Origin of the sequence: Williamsia sp. Leaf354 (assembly GCF_001424365.1) — a bacterium.
In the GTDB taxonomy this organism is placed as follows: domain Bacteria; phylum Actinomycetota; class Actinomycetes; order Mycobacteriales; family Mycobacteriaceae; genus Williamsia_A.
In genome coordinates this window covers 114,338-133,304 of sequence record NZ_LMPL01000005.1, presented here as the reverse complement: position 1 = coordinate 133,304, position 18,967 = coordinate 114,338, and the positions used below count along the sequence as shown (strand labels likewise).

At 71.0% G+C, this 18,967-nt stretch carries 18 protein-coding genes; 3 read left to right on the top strand and 15 right to left on the bottom strand.

The window, feature by feature from the left end:
- Position 1 precedes the first annotated feature (1 nt).
- From ASG12_RS17635 to ASG12_RS17585, 11 genes are all read right to left on the bottom strand, one after another.
- Positions 2 to 514, bottom strand: coding sequence for a DUF4878 domain-containing protein (locus tag ASG12_RS17635; protein WP_156378164.1), 513 nt, complete (start codon positions 512 to 514; stop codon positions 2 to 4).
- 63 nt (positions 515 to 577) lie between these two features.
- Entirely contained in the window at positions 578 to 1,858 is a 1,281-nt protein-coding gene (locus ASG12_RS17630; RefSeq protein ID WP_055792542.1) for a competence/damage-inducible protein A, read from the bottom strand.
- Positions 1,859 to 1,922: 64 nt separating this feature from the next.
- On the bottom strand, positions 1,923 to 3,413 hold the full coding sequence (locus ASG12_RS17625) for a sugar transferase (RefSeq protein WP_055792539.1): 1,491 nt from the start codon (positions 3,411 to 3,413) through the stop codon (positions 1,923 to 1,925).
- A 72-nt stretch (positions 3,414 to 3,485) separates the two neighbouring features.
- Positions 3,486 to 4,274 carry a GAF domain-containing protein gene (locus ASG12_RS17620; protein WP_055792537.1) on the bottom strand — a complete coding sequence of 263 codons (789 nt, stop codon included), beginning with the start codon at positions 4,272 to 4,274 and terminating at the stop codon, positions 3,486 to 3,488.
- Between the two features lie 79 nt (positions 4,275 to 4,353).
- Positions 4,354 to 5,664, bottom strand: coding sequence for a hypothetical protein (locus ASG12_RS17615; RefSeq protein ID WP_055792534.1), 1,311 nt, complete (start codon positions 5,662 to 5,664; stop codon positions 4,354 to 4,356).
- Positions 5,651 to 6,769 (bottom strand): glycosyltransferase, encoded by a 1,119-nt coding sequence (locus ASG12_RS17610; protein WP_055792531.1) that lies wholly within the window; start codon positions 6,767 to 6,769, stop codon positions 5,651 to 5,653. The genes ASG12_RS17615 and ASG12_RS17610 overlap by 14 nt, the downstream gene beginning before the upstream one ends.
- Positions 6,759 to 7,958 carry a hypothetical protein gene (locus ASG12_RS17605; protein ID WP_055792528.1) on the bottom strand — a complete coding sequence of 400 codons (1,200 nt, stop codon included), beginning with the start codon at positions 7,956 to 7,958 and terminating at the stop codon, positions 6,759 to 6,761. Before ASG12_RS17605 ends, ASG12_RS17610 begins: the two co-directional genes overlap by 11 nt.
- 127 nt (positions 7,959 to 8,085) lie before the next feature.
- Positions 8,086 to 9,189, bottom strand: coding sequence for a glycosyltransferase family 4 protein (locus ASG12_RS17600; RefSeq protein ID WP_055792525.1), 1,104 nt, complete (start codon positions 9,187 to 9,189; stop codon positions 8,086 to 8,088).
- Positions 9,186 to 10,730, bottom strand: coding sequence for an oligosaccharide flippase family protein (locus ASG12_RS17595; protein WP_235457420.1), 1,545 nt, complete (start codon positions 10,728 to 10,730; stop codon positions 9,186 to 9,188). Before ASG12_RS17595 ends, ASG12_RS17600 begins: the two co-directional genes overlap by 4 nt.
- 13 nt (positions 10,731 to 10,743) lie before the next feature.
- Positions 10,744 to 11,700: a glycosyltransferase family 4 protein gene (locus ASG12_RS17590; RefSeq protein WP_235457400.1), complete on the bottom strand. Its 957-nt coding sequence runs from the start codon at positions 11,698 to 11,700 to the stop codon at positions 10,744 to 10,746.
- A gap of 5 nt (positions 11,701 to 11,705) precedes the next feature.
- Positions 11,706 to 13,100 (bottom strand): O-antigen ligase family protein, encoded by a 1,395-nt coding sequence (locus tag ASG12_RS17585; protein WP_055792521.1) that lies wholly within the window; start codon positions 13,098 to 13,100, stop codon positions 11,706 to 11,708.
- Between the two features lie 238 nt (positions 13,101 to 13,338).
- Here ASG12_RS17585 and ASG12_RS17580 point away from each other — a divergent pair, with 238 nt between their 5' ends.
- Positions 13,339 to 13,644, top strand: a complete 306-nt coding sequence (locus tag ASG12_RS17580; RefSeq protein WP_055792518.1) for a hypothetical protein — start codon at positions 13,339 to 13,341, stop codon at positions 13,642 to 13,644.
- A gap of 67 nt (positions 13,645 to 13,711) precedes the next feature.
- Here the strand turns inward: ASG12_RS17580 and ASG12_RS17575 are convergent, their stop codons facing one another.
- The 4 genes from ASG12_RS17575 to ASG12_RS17560 all read right to left on the bottom strand — a co-directional run bounded on the left by ASG12_RS17575 (position 13,712) and on the right by ASG12_RS17560 (position 18,010).
- On the bottom strand, positions 13,712 to 15,079 hold the full coding sequence (locus ASG12_RS17575) for an AIM24 family protein (RefSeq protein WP_055792515.1): 1,368 nt from the start codon (positions 15,077 to 15,079) through the stop codon (positions 13,712 to 13,714).
- Positions 15,080 to 15,157: 78 nt separating this feature from the next.
- The gene (locus tag ASG12_RS17570; RefSeq protein WP_443089109.1) at positions 15,158 to 15,361 is read right to left on the bottom strand and encodes an excalibur calcium-binding domain-containing protein; all 204 of its coding nucleotides are present in this window, start codon (positions 15,359 to 15,361) and stop codon (positions 15,158 to 15,160) included.
- Positions 15,362 to 15,536: 175 nt separating this feature from the next.
- Positions 15,537 to 17,156 (bottom strand): hypothetical protein, encoded by a 1,620-nt coding sequence (locus ASG12_RS17565; RefSeq protein ID WP_055792510.1) that lies wholly within the window; start codon positions 17,154 to 17,156, stop codon positions 15,537 to 15,539.
- On the bottom strand, positions 17,153 to 18,010 hold the full coding sequence (locus ASG12_RS17560) for an ABC transporter ATP-binding protein (protein ID WP_162243438.1): 858 nt from the start codon (positions 18,008 to 18,010) through the stop codon (positions 17,153 to 17,155). Before ASG12_RS17560 ends, ASG12_RS17565 begins: the two co-directional genes overlap by 4 nt.
- Before the next feature lie 269 nt (positions 18,011 to 18,279).
- Here ASG12_RS17560 and rplN point away from each other — a divergent pair, with 269 nt between their 5' ends.
- Together rplN and rplX are read left to right on the top strand one after the other, a co-directional pair.
- On the top strand, positions 18,280 to 18,648 hold the full coding sequence (gene rplN, locus ASG12_RS17555; RefSeq protein WP_045823676.1) for a 50S ribosomal protein L14: 369 nt from the start codon (positions 18,280 to 18,282) through the stop codon (positions 18,646 to 18,648).
- A gap of 1 nt (position 18,649) precedes the next feature.
- Positions 18,650 to 18,967 (top strand): 50S ribosomal protein L24, encoded by a 318-nt coding sequence (gene rplX / locus ASG12_RS17550; RefSeq protein ID WP_045823675.1) that lies wholly within the window; start codon positions 18,650 to 18,652, stop codon positions 18,965 to 18,967.

Below are 18,967 nucleotides of genomic sequence, written 5' to 3'. Positions count from 1 at the left end.
GTCAGCGTGGCCCGCTCGCCATGCTCAGCAGTGCGGTCACCGCAGACGACGAGAGCTTCCAGCTGCCGCCGGACTTGGTGTAGCCGTAGGGGATCGTGACCGGAGCCGGGGTGTGCGGGCTGGCGACCGACACCTTCGCCGTGGCCTTGTCGGTGCCGTCGGCGGCAACGGAATCCACGGTGAACACGCTCGGGGTGTAGCCGCCGGCGCTGGCGCCCTGGGCGAATCCGTTGAGCTTCTGCCCGATCGCGGGATCGGTCGAATCGACCAGTCCGGCAACCTGTTCGGGGGAGCTCGCCGGATCGACGACGGTGCGCAGGATCTGTTGTGCGGCGGCGGCGTCGAGATCGGCCGGCGCGGGCGCGGTCGTCGAGGATGCCGTGCCGGTCGACGATGCGCTCGCGGCGACGCTGCTCGCCGAGGTGTCCGACGAGTCGTCGCTACCGCATGCGGTCGCACCGATCACCACCGCTCCTGCGAGGACGGCGCCGACGGCGAATCTGCGGATCTGCATGTGTTCCACTCCCTGTTCCCTACTCGAGTAAGGCAATACTAACCACCCTGCCGTCAAGCCTGATCAGGGCTGTGCGGTGAGGACCTGGCGGAGGAGATGGAGGGCGACGCTGGTGGAGCGGTCGCGGACGTCGGCTCGCGACCCCGGCAGCACGAGGGTGCGGGTCATGACGGTGCCGTCGCCGAGCGCGATCCCGAAACACACGGTGCCGACCGGCTTCTCGGGTGTCCCGCCCCCGGGCCCGGCGATGCCGGTGGTCGAGATCGCGGTGTCGGCGCCGAAGCGCCGTAGCGCGCCGGTCGCCATGGCCGCGGCGACCTGTTCGGACACCGCCCCGTGTGCGGCGATGAGGTCTGCGTCGACGCCGAGGACCTCGGTCTTGATCTCGTTCGAGTAGGCGACGGCGCCGCCGACCACGTACGCCGACGACCCGGCCCGGTCGGTGAGGCGGCCGGCGACCAGTCCCGCGGTGCACGATTCGGCCGTGGCGACGAGTCGGCCCGAGAGCAGCGCGGCGACCTGGTCGTCGACGGTGGACCCGTCGACGGAGAAGATCGCGCGACCGTGTTCGGCCTGCAGGAGCTCGAGCAGCGCGGCGTAGGCGTCGTCGGCGCCGGTGTCGATGCGGGTGACGATCTCGAGTTCGGCGCGGCGCAGGCACGTGGTGATCTCGAGGCGGTCGAACCCGGAGATGGTCGACTCGGCGGTCCGCAACGTGACGGCGAGCTCGGACTCGGGGAGGCCGATCATGCGGACGGTCTCCTGGCGCTGCTGCGGGGCCGAGGCCAGGATCGCGGCCACCGCGGGCACCTCGACGACTGCGGGCCACATCGCCTGCAGTTCCGGCGGCGGACCGGGCAGCACCACCACGGTCGGGAGGGAGTCGGTGCCGGACACGACGACACCGGGAGCGGTGCCGGTCGGGGTGACCCACTGCGCGCCGGCGGGGATCATCGCCTGTTTGCGCGTCGCCGCGGCGACGGAGTCGAGTCCGGTCGTGTCGCCGCGCGCCGCCATCCAGCGGTTCACGATGGCGCCGATGGTCTCCTCGAGCGCGGTGTCGAGGACGAGTTCGCGGCCGGTGAAGCGGGCGACGATCTCGACGGTCAGGTCGTCGGCGGTGGGACCGAGTCCGCCGCTGGTGAGGATCAGGTCGACACCGTCGTCGGCGAGGAACCTCAGCTGCGCCTCCATGTCGGCGGGTCGGTCGCCGCAGACGGTGATGTGGGCCAGCTCGATTCCCGCGTCGCCCAATCGTCCGGCCAGCCACGGGCCGTTCGCGTCGGCCACCCGTCCGGTCAGCACCTCGGTCCCGGTCACCACGATTCCTGCGCGCACACTCACGATTGCCGAGCCTACGGGGTGCGACCGGACCGACCGCCGCCGTTCCCGTCCGGCCCGGGCGTTGTCACTCCGCGCGATGCAGGAAGGTCAACACGGTGAGGGCGAGGATCTTGAGGTCGAGCAGGACCGACCAGTTCTCGATGTAGTAGTTGTCCCACTCGGCGCGGTCGGCGATCGAGGTCTGGCCCCGCAGGCCGTGGACCTGAGCCCATCCGGTGACGCCGGCCTTCACGCGGTGGCGTTCACCGTAGCGGCGGATCTGCATGTCGAACAGTTCGACGAACTCGGGGCGTTCGGGACGGGGACCGACGAGGCTCATGTCCCCGCGCGCGACGTTGATCAGCTGGGGCAGTTCGTCCATCGACGTCGACCGCATGATCTTGCCGATCTTGGTCCGACGGTCCACGCCCTCGACCCCGCCCGGCGCGGCACCGGCGGTGAGCTCGAACGCGGCGTCGGCCTCGGTCGGTGGGCGCATCGATCGAAACTTGAGGCAGCCGAACACCTTTCCGTTGCGCCCCACGCGGTCCTGCGAGAAGAAGATCGGTCCGGGTGAGCTCAGCTTGACCAGCAGCATCAGGGTGAGGAAGAGCGGGGAGATGAGGAGGAGTCCGAGTGTCGCGGCCACGCGATCGACGGTGTGCTTCACCGCGAACTGCCAACTGCGCGGGTTGACGCGGGGAAGGATCAGCAGTGGCACGCCGCCGAGATGATCGATGCGTGCCCGGGCCCCGACGGCGTCGTGCGCGCGGGGCAGCACCCACGCCCGGATGCCACGTCGATGCGCCGCGCGGACGACGCGGGCGAGTTCTGCGTCGTCGATGTCCTCGGCCGCGACGACGACCTCCTCGGCATGCGTCGCCGCGATAGCATCGGCGATGGCCTGCGGAGGGCCGAGTCGGGGCACGCCGTAGGAGTCGGGTTCATCCGTCGCGACGTCTTCGGTGAGCCGCAACGGAGTCGCGGCGAGGATGCCCACCGGCCGCAGCCCGTACTCGGGCATCTCGCGCATGCGGAGGATGAGTTGGTGTGCGATCAGGCCGTCACCGACGACGAGAGTCGGTGCGAGGGACCCGTGCCGGATGCGCAGAGTGCGTTGGATCACGACCCGCGCGAAACGACCGCCGGTGACGAGTACGACCGCGCAGGCCCACACCTTCGTCGTCGTGACGCCGGTCTGGGAGGCCTGGGTGAGGAATGTGACGATGAAGCCGAGCGTGAGCACCGCGGCGACGGCCAATGTTGTCTGCACGCGGGGGAGTTCGTCGAGGAAGTTGCGGCGCAACTGTTTGCGATACATCTGCTGCAGCGCGAACGTCATGATCATCGTCGGGACGAACAGCCACACCGACCACAGCGGGGGGTGCTGATCCTGTGTGGCGTCGGCCCACAGCGAGCCGAGGGCCACGGCGGCCGAGGCGGCGAGGACGTCGACGACGACCGTGACGATGGAATGCCCGGGATCCCTGCGGATGCTGCGGAGGAACGCCGACGGTTGTGTGGTCACCGCCGGTTCGGAGATCGGGATCGTCGTCGGGGAGGTCTGGAGGGCCATGGCAGGCCGCTCAGTACCGAGTGCCTGTCATGCGATTCACTGTAGTGAATTAACAGTTTTGCTGCGCAACATTCAGGACATGTCACCGAGGTCGATGGGTCCGAAGGTCTGCTCGCGCACGATGGTGGCGAGGTCCTCGAGGATCTGCACGTGCCCCGCCGTCCACGGTTTCGGTTTCCCGTCCCAGGCACACAATGTGCCGATGGCATTGCCTGCCGCGTCGGTCAGGGGGACACCCGCGTAGGCGACCACCGTGCCGTCGGCCACGATCGGATGGTCCTTCAACGTCGGGTGGGTGCGGGCATCGTCGATGACGAGTGGGGACCCGGCGGACACGGCGTACTGACACAGCGAGCGATCCAGCGGGACGGTGCGTGTCTCGGCGAGGTCGCCGGACAGGCCCGCTGCACTGCAGAACCACTGCTTCTCGTCGGAGACCAGCGAGACGCCCGCGCTCGGCACGTCCAGCGCGTCGACGGCCATCTGGGCGATGCGGTCGTAGGCCGCGTCGGCTCGGGTGTCCATGAGGCCGGTGTCGGAGAGCGCCCGCAACCGGTCCGGGTCGCGGATGACGGGGTCGGTCGCGATGGCGGGCGGAGTGGAGGTGGGTTGGCCGTCGGGAAACAGGCCGTCTGGTGCAGCGTCATCCGATGCCGCATCACCGACGACGGCGAGCCCGTCACGCTTCAGCGCCGTGACGGCGGCGGCGAGACCGGGGACGTCGGACCCGAGGAGGTCGGCGGCGAGGCGGGCGGCGACGGCCCGCCCGATGTAGACGTCGACACCCTCACCCGCCGATCGCGCGGCGTGCGACAGCACCTCGGTGATCGTCGGGTCGACCGTGGGCGAGATACCGGACATGGGCTTCACGATAGCGAATCGGACCTGGTGGCGAGTGCGTCGGTCGCGTATCGACGCGGGGTCCGTACCCGGCGCCCGCTCACGACTCCGACGCCTCGAGGACGGCGATCGGGTCGCGACAGATGTCGACCAGCGCCGCGTGGACCGCAGTGGGTGCGACGACCTCGGGATGGAACGTCGCCGACAGGGTTCGCGCACCACCGATCTCGCTGACGAGCAGGGTGAGCGCCTCGGGGCCGTCGGGGTCGATACCGGCGCCGAGTTGGGGGATCGGTCCCGACGGGCCGGGCAGGACGCCGTCGTAGAGCGGGAGCCGACCGATGTCGCTCACCGACAGCCGGATCCGCGACGACGTGCGGACCGACACCGCCGTGTCCGCACCGGGATCGGGGGTCCCGCGATGCAATCGTGCCCGCGTGGCGTTGATGCCGAGAACGGCCAGCGGCCAGGCGGATTCGGTGGCCGCCCGGACGCGCTGTCGCACCGACGCCGCCGTCACCGGGTCGGGCATCCGGATGGGGAGCGCGATGGCCAGGTTGCCCATGCCGGCGTCGTCGCGGCGCAGGTAGCGCCGGCAGTCGATGAGGACTTGCACGAGGTCGTCGTTGGCGACACCCGCGCGGTGCAGCGCCGACACCCACATCGCGACCGTCGCCGACGCGTCGGACGCACCCTGCACCGCCGAGACACGCTCGCGCAGTGCCGCGACGCGGTCGGGCGGCATCGTCGCCGACACGGTCCGTACCTGTCGCGGATCGACGGCCACCGGCTCGGCGACGGTGTCGGTGCGGGCGTTCTCGGAGCGCAATCGGTGGACCTCCCCGAGCCGGCGGGGATGGCGGAGGATCTGGTCGGCGAGCGCGCGTCGGACCGAGCCGGCCGGTGCGTCATGGGCGAGCGCGGCCTGCACGGCGGGCGGTGCGGAGTCGAGGAGGACCGCCTGCAGCGCGGGCGCGAGTCGACCGTCGCCGAGACCGTGCGAGTGGTCGACGACGAGATGGTCGTCACAAACGGCGACGCGCAGCGGCACCGGATCCAGCTGTCGCACATGGGTGGCGATCACGCCCAGGTACCCGCCGGGGGTGTCGGGGAGATCGCGCGTCGCCGTCGGTGGTGCGAGGTCCTCGACGAGCAGGGTGTCGGTCCGTCGCGTCCACGCCCCGTCCGCGGCGAAGGGGTCCAGCCGCAGGCGCGGCACCTGCGCGGCGACCGATCGCAGACGGACGGTCAGCAGGTCCCGGTCGAGTGCGGGGAGCGGTCCGAAGATCGCGACGTTGCGCGAGTTCGCGAGTGCGCGGTCGAGGGCACTCGGCCGGTGTGCGGCGATCTCGGTGTCGGGGCGGACGGCTCGGCGATCGGGCCTCGACGGTGATCGGTCAGATCGCCCCATCGACGACCTCCCGCATGCGGCGTCGAAACTCGCTGCGGGAGAACCCCTCCGCCCATCGACGGATGGCGTCGCGATCGAAGTCCGCCGGGTCGAACCCGCGCATCGCGGCGGCGAAGCGGTCGACGATCTCGTCGTCGGTGCCGGGTTCCACGAGCAGCCCCGTCTCGCCCGGTCGCACCGAGTCGAGCGCCCCGCCCTCTCCGAGCGCGATGACCGGGGTGCCGGTGGCCATCGACTCGACCGGCACGATGCCGAAGTCCTCGATGCCGGGCATGAGCAGCGCGCGGGTGCGGCGGTGCAGGTCGAGGAGTTCCGCGTGCGGGACGCGCCCGAGGAACGTCGTGCGCGGTCCGGCGATCGCGCGGCACGCCTCCATCGCGCGTCCGTCGCCGGCGACGACGAGGGGGACGTCGGCCTCGGCGGCGGCGCGGATGGCGATGTCGGGGCGCTTGTAGGGCACCAGGCGCCCGGCGAGCAGGAAGAAGTCCTCGCGCTCGACCGACGGGTCGGGGGTGAAGCCCCCGGTGTCGACCGGTGGGTGCACCACGACGGCGTCGCGGCCCCACCAGGAATGGATGCGGTCGGCCACGGCCGACGAGTTCGCGACGACCGTGTGCAGTCGGGGAGCGGCCGCCACCTCGCAGCGGCGTGCCACCACCGACAGTGCGGTGAGGATGCCCGCACCGACCGCACCGCCCCCCTCACCTGCGCGCAGGCTGGCGTCCCACGCCCACCGCGCTGGACTGTGCACGTACGCGATCACCGGTGCCTCGGTGGCGAACACCACCTGGGTGGCAAACGCATGGTGGCTGGTCACGACGACCTCGGGTTCGCCGCCGGGCCCGCGGAGGTCCATGCCGCGGAACGCGATCGGCATGAACGGCAACGTCGGGGCGTACGAGCGGTGGCCGAGGGCGCGGTAGAGACCGTTGAGCCAGGTGGTGTGCGGTGGGCTGGGCAGGTCGCGGGGGATGCCCTGCGCGCGGGCGATCGGCGTGTGGACGCCGCCGCGCGGCCATTCGAGGGCGAGCTGTTCGACCACGTGTTCCGAACCCGCGATCTCGGTGAGCCGTTCGTGGACGACGGCTACGCGCTCAGTCGGCATCGGAGGCCCCCGCCGACCCGCGTCGCGGCCGTCTCCCCTGCAGGACGACGTGGCGGCTGACGCCCAGGTCGGCGAGTTGGGCCAGCGCGGCCTCGGTGGCGGCACGATCGCGCCCGCGTGTCGACAGGACCACGACGGCGACGACGAGATCCCCGAGATCGGCGGTCCGCCACCACTCGTCGTGCAGGTCGTGGTGGTCGATGTCCTGTGCGCTCTGCTCGGCGGGCCCGGCGGGCACGGCGACCGACGCGACGTCGGTCTGTTCGCCCAGCAGGATGATCGCCGACCGCCCGCGGCGATGGCGGTGCGCCAGTTCGCCGTAGAGGACCTTCGACGGGTCGAACCGACCACCGCCGACGACCTGCAGCCGGGCGCCGTGCCGGTGGGCGACCCGCCGAGCCCAGATGCGGTTGTTACGCCGCCCGAGTCGCCCCCGGGCGAGGACGAGCAGTTCGGCGGCCACGATGAACGCCACCACCGCGGCCACCAGCGCCTCCGACACCGGCTTGGGCGAGATGGGTGTCGACGACGCGTCGGGCACCGACAGCACCGTCAGCTGGTTGCCGCCCGCGGCGGCGGCCTGGTCGCGCTGGGCTCGCAGTTCGGCCAGCCGGACGTCGGAGGCGGTGCGGGCGCTGCTGTTGGCGGGCAGTCGAGCGTTGCGGGCCTGCTCGCTGTCGATGGAGGTGTCGATCTGACCGACCCGGCGCGAGACGTCGCGCTCGGCGTTGCTCTGGTTGGCCTGCGCGACGGCGTCGACCACGGCCCGCGCCACCTGCTGGGCCGTGCGGGGGTTCCCCGCGGTGACGGCGAAGGTCAGCAGTGCAGGGGAGGTGCCGGGGGTCAGGGTGAGGTGACTGCGCAACGTGCCCGTGTCCCAGCCGGTGTCGACCGTGGTGAGCGCCTGCGTGAGGACGCCGTCGTCGCTTGCCAGCTCCTCGAACGGTGCCCGTAGCTGCTCCACGAACGCGTCACCGGCGACGATCTCCCCCGACGTCGTGATCTGCGTGACGACCGACGCCGAGTACTCCTTGTCGACCAGGGTCGACCGGGCGACGAACACCCCGGCGCCGACGAGGGCGCCGATCACGAGGGCCGGCAGCAGGACACGGGCCAGGTCGCGGAAGTGCCCGGCGAGGTCGATGGGCGGTGGTGCGTCGCGATGGGTCGTCGCGGACTCGACGGTCACCGTTGGACTCCTTCAGGTCGTCGCGCGGTGCAGTATTTCAAACCGAAAGTTTGCCAAGCATAACGATGCTCGACGCCGGAGAACGCCGAACCGACACACCGCGGCCGGAGGTGAACCTCATGGGTGGTCACCCGATCAGCGCCCCGAGCATCGCCGGCACCGTGACCGACAGGTCGTGACGTTGCGCCACCCGACGACGCGCGCCGGCCACGACGTCGGCCCGCAGCCCGGCATCGGAGAGGACCCGCGAGATCGCGCGGGCCATCGCGACGGGGTCGCCCGGCGGGACGAGCACACCGGCCCCGTCGGTGAGGAACTCGGTGGTGCCGCCGTGATCGGTCCCGATCACCGGCCTGCCGTAGGCCATCGCCTCGAGCACCGACAGCGGCCCGGCCTCGGGCTCGACGCTCGCCGAGACGAGGATGTCGAATCGGCTCAACGCCTCGCACAGGTCGCGGTGGCCGAGGAACTCCACGCGGCCGTCGAGATCGGGTTCGGCGGCACGCGCATGCAGCGCGGCGACGTGCTCGACATCGCCGGGGAAGTGGCCGCCCGCGAACTCGACCCGGACCCCGGGCAGCTCGGCGACGGCGTCGAGCAGCACGCGGTGTCCCTTCCACGGGGTGAGCAGAGCCAACATCCCCACCACGGGCGGGGTGTGCAGGACCTCGGGCAGGGCGTCGACGGGCCACGCGACGCCGTTGTGCCGGACGACGACCGGGACGCCCAGTGCCCGCAGCGGTTGCGCCGTCGCGTCGGACACCGCCACGGCGCGACGGATCCCGGGGCGGGCGAGGCGGATGACGGCCCGCTGGCGCGCGGTGATGACGGTGTCGTGGACCAGCCACGACACCCCACGCGTGCCGGCGGCGATTCGCGCCGCCGGCAACGCGTTGAGGGAGTTCACGACGACGGCGACACCCGGCTCGGCGGCCGCCGCGCGCAGTCGACGGCCGGTGCGGAACCAGCGGGCGATCAGTCGCGCGCCACCGGCGATCCGCGCCGCGCCGCTCTCACCGGTGAGTCCGAGGTGATCGATCTCCAGGTGCGCGACCGTCGGTGGCAGGCGGTCCGCGAGCGGTCCGGCGGGGCACGCCACGGTGACGGCGTGGCCGTCGGACAGGGCCGCTCGGGCGAGGTCGAGCATCACCTTCTCGGCCCCCGACACCTGCCCGGAGTGCGCGACGAAGACGACGCGTCCCACCGACGGGCCCGTCGCCGACTCGGTCATGACGTCACCTCCTGCACCTTGGCGTGTCGGCCCGGTGCTCGCGCGGACGCGCGGACCAGGGGAAGTGCCACGAGGGCGACGACGAGCGCGGTCGACACCGACACCACCGGCCACGGGATGATCCGTGCAGCCGGCGTCCCGACGGCGCACGCGACGGCCGTCACCGCGGCGAGGGTCACCACCGACCCCAGCGGGAACAGCCCGACGATCGGCAACGTCCGCACGATGACGATCCACAGCACCACGAGAACCGATCCCAGTGTCGCGACGGTCGCGATCGCGGCGCCGTCGTAGGACATGCGCGGGATGAGGATCACGTTCATCACGACGTTGAGCACCAGGCCACCGAGCGCGACCAGGGGGTAGCTGCGCGCCCGACCCGCCGAGGCCAGCAGGTAGATGCCGAGCACGATCAGCGCGGTGAAGGTGGCCCCGAGCACGAGCATGCGCGCGGCGAACGCGCCGACCACGAAGCGCTCGCCGTAGAGCAGACCGATCGCCTGTGGCGCCGACGGCCAGAACGCCGCCACCGCGACCGCACCGCCCGCACCGAATGCCGCGGCCGCCCCGCGGCAGCGGCGCCGGAACACCCCGGGTTCGTGCGGCCACGCCGCCACCAACAACGTCGCGACCGGACCGGCGGCGGCCAGCACGAAGGTGTCGAGGATGTCGGAGAACTTGTAGCCGATGCCGTACACGCCGACCGCGTCGAACGTGTCGAGGAGGCTCAGCAGCACCATGTCCACCTTCTGCAAGGCCACAGTGAGGGCGAAACCGATGGCGAGCGGCGCGGCGTCGAGCAGCATCGGCCGCCAGCGCGCGAATTCCACATGGCGTGACGGTCGCAGCCCGCCGTCGCGCCGGCTGATCCCCACCGCCTTGATCACCAGGGCGAGGACCTCGTTGACGACCGGAGCCAACACGAACAGCAGCAGGTAAGGGGCGAACAGGGCGGCGGCGATGGTGAGGGCCAGTTGCACCGTCTGCCCGAGGCTCTCGGCCATCGCCGAGAGCAGGAGGCGGTGGCGACTCTGGAACACGACGGTCAGGGCGTGACCGGGGGTGGCGACCACGACGACGAGGCCCGCGACCGCGGTCGCGCGGATGACCTCGCCCGGGTAGCCCAGCGCGACCACGTAGATCAGGGCGATGGCGTACCCGCCGAGGCCGAGCAGCAGGCGCAGGGCGATGAAGGCCGATGCGGTGCGCGCCACCTCCTCGGGGTCGTCGACGATGAGCCGCGCCATCACCGCGCGCCCCACGCCGAGATCGGTGAAGATCGCCATCAGTCCGAGCAGGGCGAAGACGAAGGTGTAGTGACCCCACGCCTCCGGCGACAGGATGCGGGCGATGATCACGCTGCCGGTCCACCCGAGGGCGGCGACCACGACACGGCTGGCGAGCATCGCGCCCGTCGCCTTCGCCGCGGCCCGACCGTCCGATGCCGCGCCCTGCGCCGAGCCGGGTTTCGTCGGCTCCGGTGTGACGGCACCGGGATCGGGCGGCGGGGTCGCCACCCGGTCGGCCGATTCCGTGCTCACCGGGATCTCGTTCTCATGGACAGATCCCCGCCGCCCGGTACACGTCCACCGTCGCGCGGGCGGTGCGTTCCCATGTCACCGTCGCCATCACCGATATCGCGGCGCGGCACAGCTCGGCGCGGGCCGAGGGGTCGTGCACCAGTGGCGCCATGGCGGCGACCCAGTCGGCGACGTCGTCGGTGGCCACGAGGCGCGCGCCGTCGCCGACCACCTCGGGGAGCGCGCCGACCGCGCTCGCGACGACCGCGCCTCCGCACGCCATGGCCTCGACCGGTGGCAGGCCGTATCCCTCGTAGTACGACGCGTACGCGGTCACCGTCGCCGCGGCGTACAGCGCGGGGAGATCGGCGACGTCGACGTATCCGAGCCCGATCGCCGAGGCGGGGGCGTCGGGTCCGGTCGACCCGGCGCCCGCGAGGACGCAGGGGATCCCCAGTTCGTCGGCCGCCGCCGCGACCAGGGCCACGTTCTTGCGCGGCTCGACCGTGCCCACCTGCAGGACGAACTCCCCGGGCAGCCGATGCGCCGCACGCACACGGTCCACGTCGGCCTGCGACGGCGGTCGGGCCCAGCCCGCGGGGGCGAGTTCCACCACGTGCGCGTCGCGGCCGGTGACCGCGTGGATGCGCTCGGCGGTGAACGCCGACACCGCGATGAGGACGTCGGCACGGCGCAGCGAGCGGCGGACCAACACGTTCTCGCCGGCGGCGCGGAACCGGCTCGACGCCGACGGCATGTCGATGACCGACAGGTCGTGCACCGTGGCGACGGTCGTCGACGGTCCGGCGATGGGGAGGTCGACGTCGAGACCATGGAAGACCGACGCCCGCATCGGGACGGCACCGTAGACGGCGCGGCGCGCACCGTCGGACACCGGGCGCGTGACCGCCGCCATCCCGCGGGGCAGCTCGGCCACCGCGTCGGACTGGACGAGTGCGGTGGTCGGTGTCGGTGCGAGCAGGTCGGGCATGTGCCTCAGGAGCTCGCGGATGTAGGTCTGTACTCCGCTTCCGCCCGGTCGGAGTGCGAGCGCGCCGAACGTGAATCCTGCTGTGCTGTTGCGCATCCCACCACTCCCAAGAGAAGCCAAAAATGAAGGTCGAGCGGAAAGATCTCGAAGTAGGTCGCGACGAGGCTCGCGGCCATCGCCGCCACGATCGACGCGCTGACCCCGAGCGCCAACGCCCCGTCGCGGCCGGGCAGGCGGCGCGCGGACTGCACGCACCACACCAGCGCGGTGAGGATCACCGCGAGGAAGGCCCACAGCCCGATCGGTCCGAGTTCGAGCAGCGTCTTGATGTAGTAGTTGTCGGGCTGATAGTTCGCCGACGTCGACTGCGTCAGTCCGCCTGCCGACGCCGTGACGGTCTCCGGCGACTGTCCTTGGGCTGTCGAGATGCGGTCGGCGGCGGCACCGCTCGAGCCCAGGCCGCGACCCAGCGGGTGCACCAGGATGCTCGAGATGATCTCGCTCCACCCGGCGCCGCGTTGACCGAGGCTGCTGGAGGAGAAGAACACCGAGGTCGCCGACGACGGCAGGAACGGGAACGCCGCCACCGCCACCACGAGCAGTGCCCCGAGGGGTGCGAACAGGTGACGGAATCGGATCACGGCGAGCCAGATGATCCCGACGAGAAGGCCGAGGATCGCCGCGCGGACGACCGATGTCGCCATCACCACCGCCATCACCGGCGCGAGCCAGAGGAAGATCCGGTTGCGGCGTCGATGGGGTTCGGCCAGCGCCACTGCGCCACCGACCAGCAGCCCGACCATCACGTACAGCCCGAACCCGAACGGCTGGTTGAACGTGCTGAACGTCCGGAACAGGGGCCCGCTGGTGCGCACCTGGGTGCCGAAGTCGTAGCCGAACGCCACGAGCCGGGCCGGTCCGACGATCTGTTGGAAAATGCCGACCGCGCAGGTCACCACGCACATGACCATCAGGACGGTGACGAGGTGGTCGCGGTCGCGGGCGTCGAACGGCGCCCACCACAGCACCACCAGGACCAGCAGATAGAAGAACGTCACCTTGGCGCCGACCAGTCCGATCGGTCCGTACACCGCGAGCGCCGAGACCAGTCCGAAGGCGACGAACACGACGATCGCCGGCCAGTAGGGGATATGTACCGGCGGTGAGGTGCGGCGGACGCCGCGCCGGGCGAACGCGCACACCAGGGTCACCGCGAGGAGCCCCTCTTTCCATGCGGCCGCGACGCCGGGCACCGGCGCGATCACGAGCAACCCGCTCAACGGGGTGAGCGCGGCGAGCAGCAGTAGCCCACGCTGGGGTCGCTGCCAGATGAATCGGACCACGAACACGGCCACCACGAGGGCGACGACCGCGGCGGCACCGTAGGCGACGAGACGCACCGCGAACCACCTCTCCGCCGGACCGATCTACATTCGCTGTTCATCATCGCGAATTAATCGACGGTTCGGGGGAGTTCGACGCTTCGTGGCGTCGCGTCGCGTCGCGGGCGACACCGGCGCACAGGCAATCGGCAGGTCCTACGCCAGGGAACTGCCAGCGTCGATTCCTAGCTTTGTGGTTGTCGCCCGGCGAGAACGCCGGACGACGCGACACGACTACGAAGGTGGGTGGAACGCGATGCGTATCAAGAAGATCCTGATCGGCACGGTGGCCGCGGGCGGTATCGGACTGGCGTCGTTGGGTGCCGGTGCAGGGGTCGCGTCGGCGGCACCGACCGCGGTCGCGAGCCATCAATCGACACAGAACCACGAGCAGATCGGCTACGCGTCGCCGTCACGGCCGACGGTGGCCCCGGGACCGGTCCGCCGGCCCGACACCCGACCGTTCGAGTTCCGCGGCCAGCGTGTGACGCCGCAGTTCCGCGCCGACCACCACGGCTGGGGCTTCTGGTTCTTCGGCTTCTGGGTGCCGCTGGCCCTCTAGGTCTCGCATCCTCCGTGCGCGGGGCCGGGTGCCTGTCGGGTGCCCGGCCTCGTTGCGGTGCTGCGCCTCAGCGGCCGAGCAGTCCGCCGAGTGCGCCGCCGACCCCCGACTGCTCACCGGCGCCCGTGCCGCCGATCATCCCGCCCGGCGGGAGCTCCGAGGGTTGCACGATCACGAAGCCCTGACCGGAGAACGAGAGCGTGAACCGCTCGCCGGTGCTCCGACCGATGAGCGTGCCGAGGTTGAACGAGTCGTTCTGCTTGACCCCGGTGCGCAGGCTCGACGACCACGCCACCGCGGCCTGGGGATCGGCGTAGGTCGGCTGGTCGACGTTGAGCACCACCGGCGTCCCGTCCGTGGTGATCGCGATGCGTCCTCGGCCGGTGAACACGCAGTTGAACAGGCCCGCGTTGCTGGCCATCGCCGCGCCCTGCACCCGTGCGATGTTGTACGTCAGCGTCGACTCGAAGGCGAGGACGTTGGCCCCGTTGATGGTGAGGCCGTCGGTGCCGTCGAGATCGATGAGGTGGACATCGGTGGATGCGTTGGCGAGGAACAGATCTCCGCGTCCGACGACCTTCATCAGCGGCACGCCCTCGCCGGAGAGCCGCTGTCGGATCATGTTGCCGATGCCGCCCGATCCGAGGGCCTCGAACTTCAGGTCGCCCTGGTAGGCGACCATCGATCCGGTCCGTGCCATGACGTCCCCGTTGAGGGCGACCTTGCACATCTTGCTGCCCTGCTTCTGGATGCCCGGCGCGCTCGCCTCGGCGTACTGGGGTGCGAACAGTTCGCTCTGCATGGGTTGTACTCCCTGGTTCTGCGGTGCGGGCGTAGGTGTCGAATGCGGTTGCGGTGGTGTCGAGTACGTGGGCGCGCTCGGTGCGGCGGGTGGGGGAGTCGGTGCGGCCACCGGTTGGGTCGGGGGCGGCGCCGGCTCGTCGTCGATGTCGATGCCGAAGGCGGTCGCGATTCCCGCCAGTCCGTCGTCGTAACCCTGGCCCACGGCGCGGACCTTCCAGGCGTCGTTGCGGCGGTAGATCTCGACGCAGACCAGTGCGGCCTCGGTGGTGAGGCCCGACATCGCGAAGGTGAGCGGTTCGCCGCCCGAGATCACCGTCGCGGTGATCTCTCCGGCGCCGGCGAAGGTGGCCGGACCCGAACCGTCGAGGCTCGCGGTCACGACGACGGTGCTCACGTCGGCGGGCAGCGCGGCGGTGTCGACGGCGACGATGTCGCCCGCGCCGCGACCGTGGCGGTACTCGACGCCCGGCCCGACGGGGTTGTTGAAGAACACGAGATCGCCGTCGGAGCGGACCTTCCCGTTCTCGCCGAGCAGCAGGGCCGAGACGTCGACGGAGTTCGCCGACGTAACGGTCACGGCCACCGCCGCGGCCGGCAGCGGACGGTTCTCACCGCGGGCGAGCGCGGTCACGATCGGTTCCCCATCACGGCGACCAGTCTTACAGAATCCCCACCCGGTGGGTCGGGTGAATCGGCGACGGCTGTCGCGCTACTTCTTCTCGCAGGCGATGCCGTCGTTGTCGCGGTCGCGACTGGTGTTGTCGGAGTACACGGACGCGTCGATCTCGAAGTTCGTCACCGGCCTGCCCGAGGTGGAATCGACGGCGCCGGGTTTGCCGACGCCGTGCGGGTAGTCGGCATTGAGCGCGGCGCAATTGGAGTACGTCTGCGCCGAGGCGGGGGCCACGCCCATCACGCCGCCGAGGGCGAGGACGCCGGCGATGAGGACGACACGGATGGTGCGGGTGAAGGTCATCGGCGCGCTCACTTCTCGTCAGGCGTGGCGTCACCACGCGAGAGGTGACCGTAGCGCTCAGGTGACGGCGGCGATGTCCGATTCGTGCGCCTTTCGTGTGATCGGCTGACGCTCAGGCGTCGGCGGCGACCGGGGCGGTGGCGGTGACCGCGGCGAGGATCTCCGGGCCGCGTTCGGCGACGAGCCTGACCGCACGCCGGTGTGCCCAGGCGAGCATCGGTATCGCGATGACCACCTCGACCACCACGGCGAGGTACGACAGCGGGGTCGGGAGCAGCAGTCCGATCGCGATGCCGGGGGCGCAGATCAGAGCCATCGCCGGGATCGCGGCCAGGGACCAGCGGACGCTGGCCCCCGACATCGAGCCGCGCGAGTTCATCGACGAGATCGACGAACCCGGTGGCACCCGGTAGGGAGCGAGGGCGGGGAGCAACGCCGCGACCGATGCCGCGGTCGCCGCGCCGCCGACGATGACCGACACCGCGACCGGCCAGGTGGCCGGGTCGGTGTGCCGCACGAGGCGCGCGACGACGGTGCCGACGACGCCGACGGTCAGGGCCAGCGATGCCGCCAGTGTCATGCGGGCGCGGATGACGAGGGCCGCGGCGGAGGGGGCCGTGATCAACACCGCGAACGCCCACCGGTCGAGCCCGAAGGTGTTGGCCAGCATCGACCCGCACATGAACACCACGAGCGGTGCGCCGAACTGCATGCCATAGGCGTCGGTGCCCGAGAGCATCAGCACCACACCGATCACGATGAACGCCAACGGCAGGATGGCGAGGCCGAGTCGCTGGGGATCGGTGACGAGCATGCGGGCCTCGGTGCGCAACACGAGCAGCGTCGGTGATGCGGTGACCCGCCGAGGGCTCTCACCACGCCGCGTGCTCGTGGCCGCCGAGACCGCGTCGGAGTACATCGCCTGATCGATCCGGCGTGACCACGTCACGTAGAGGCCGCCGGCCAGGAGGACCAGGCCTCCGACGACCAGCACCGCGAGCCACCACCGACCCGAGGGGACCGACTCGCCGGCGACGACGGGCCAACCGGTCGGGAGCACGCGCGCGGCCACCTGCAGCGCCTGGTTGCGCGGATCGATGACGCCCTGCGACAGCAGCAGGTACACGACGTAGATCGCCGCCACCGCCACGACACTGGTCACGGTGGCCACGATGCGTCCGGTCTGCGACCGCATGGCCTGCGCGTAGGTCAGTCCCACCACGCGCGAACCGATCACCCCGATCGCCGCGGTGGGTGGGATCGCGACGACGGCGACGACGATCGCGGCCACGTCGAGGTCGGGTCCGGTGGCGAGCGCGAGAGGCACGAGCAGCAGCGCGACGATCGCGAACCAGAGCCCGGGGCCGCGCAGCATCGCCCGTCCCGACGCGGTGCGCAGCGCGTCCGCGGACACCGGCAGATGTCGGACATCGGTCGGCGCGACACCGGCGGGTCGACTCGCGATGAGCGGTGCGATCGCGAGCGCCCCGATCACGACGAGTGCACACAGGGCCGCGGTGGTGCGGCGAGGCGCGCCGGCGTCGGTGGCCATCGTGAGACCCGCCATCGCGACAAGTAGTAGGAAGGCGAACGCGCCCACCAGGATCCGCAGCGCGACGGGCGTGGGCGAGGCGCCACGGATGGCGCGGTCGAGATCGAGCAGCGCGGCGACGGTGTCGCGGGTCGCGCGCGACGCCGGGTCCGGGGCCGGCCGCGACGTGTCGGTGCTCATCGGGCGCCGTTCCCGCCGTCGAGCCAGTCGAGTCCGGGCGCGGCGGTGTCAGCGCCGTCCGCTGCGGATTTGTTCACCGTGTCGACGAGGATCGATTCGAGGCTCGTGCCCGCACGTACGGCGGCGGTCTCGCCCGCGGTGACCAGTCGCCCCTTGTCGAGGATCGCGACGTGCGTGCAGATCTGTTCGATCAGAGTCATCGAGTGGCTCGAGAGCACCACCGTGCCGCCGGTGGCGGTGAAGCGTTGCAGGATCTCGCGGATCGTGACCGCCGAGACCGGGTCGACCGCCTCGAGCGGTTCGTCGAGGACCAGCAGCCGGGGGGAGTGGATGAGCGCGGCGGCGAGGCCGATCTTCTTCTTCATGCCCGCCGAGTACGAGCTGACGGGTTTGTCGGCGCTGCCTGCGATGTCGAAGACGGCCATCAGGTCGGCCGCGCGGGCGTCGGCGACATCGGTCGCGAGTCCCTGCAACACCCCGACGTGGCGCAGGGCCACATGGCCGGGCAGCGCCTCGGACATCGTGGGGCCGTCGGGGAGCAGTCCGACGCGTCCGCGGGCGGCGACCGGATCGGCCCACACGTCGTGGCCGTCGAGGAACGCCGACCCGTGCGACGGACGCAGCAGCCCGGTGGCCATCGACAGCCACGTCGTCTTCCCCGCGCCGTTCGCACCGACCAGCCCGTAGAGCGATCCGCGAGGGATGACCAGGCTCACCCCGGACACCGCGACCTGTCCGTCGTACATCGCGGTCGCGCCGCCGTAGACCTTGGTGAGTTCGCGGGTCTCGAGCGCCGGGACCGCAGTCGCGGAGCCATCGGCCGCGTCGGGGGTGCGGGGATGATCGGGGTACACAGAGGGCCTCTCGGTCGACGTACCGGAATCTTTCGCTGGGCGAATCATATGTGTCGACCAGAGTGGGCGTGCCGAGAGGGATTTGTTCGCGACCTGCGGGTTCACCTACACTTGACCGGTTGCCTGCGGCACGGTTGTGTCGCGAACCCGAGCGCGAACCCTTCGCGGCCCTCATCGGCCGTGGTCAGGCGTGCGAACGGTGGCAGCGGACCGCGTGCGTCGGGTCGGAATCCGGCGTACACACCCACCAGGTCTGAGGAGATCAAACAGTGATCCAGCAGGAGTCACGCCTGCGGGTCGCCGACAACACCGGTGCCAAGGAAATCTTGTGCATCCGTGTGCTCGGAGGCTCGTCTCGCCGGTACGCCGGCATCGGCGACGTCATCGTCGCCACCGTCAAGGACGCGATCCCCGGCGGCAACGTCAAGCGCGGCGAGGTCGTCAAGGCCGTCATCGTGCGCACCACCAAGGAGCGCCGTCGCGCGGATGGCTCCTACATCCGCTTCGACGAGAACGCCGCCGTCATTCTCAAGAACGAGAGCGATCCGCGTGGAACCCGCATCTTCGGCCCCGTGGGCCGCGAGCTGCGTGACAAGCGCTTCATGAAGATCGTCTCGCTGGCCCCGGAGGTGCTCTGACATGAAGGTTCACAAGGGCGACACCGTGATCGTCATCTCGGGCAAGGACAAGGGCGCGAAGGGCAAGGTCATCGAGTCCTACCCCACGCGCAGCAAGGTCCTCGTCGAGGGCGTCAACCGCATCAAGAAGCACACCTCCGCAGCGCAGTCCGAGCGCGGCGCCTCGTCCGGCGGCATCGTCGTGACCGAGGCCCCCATCCACGTCTCGAACGTGATGGTCGTCGACGCCGACGGGACCCCGACACGCATCGGCTACCGCACGGACGACGAGACCGGCAAGCGCGTGCGCATTTCCCGCAAGAACGGGAAGGACATCTGA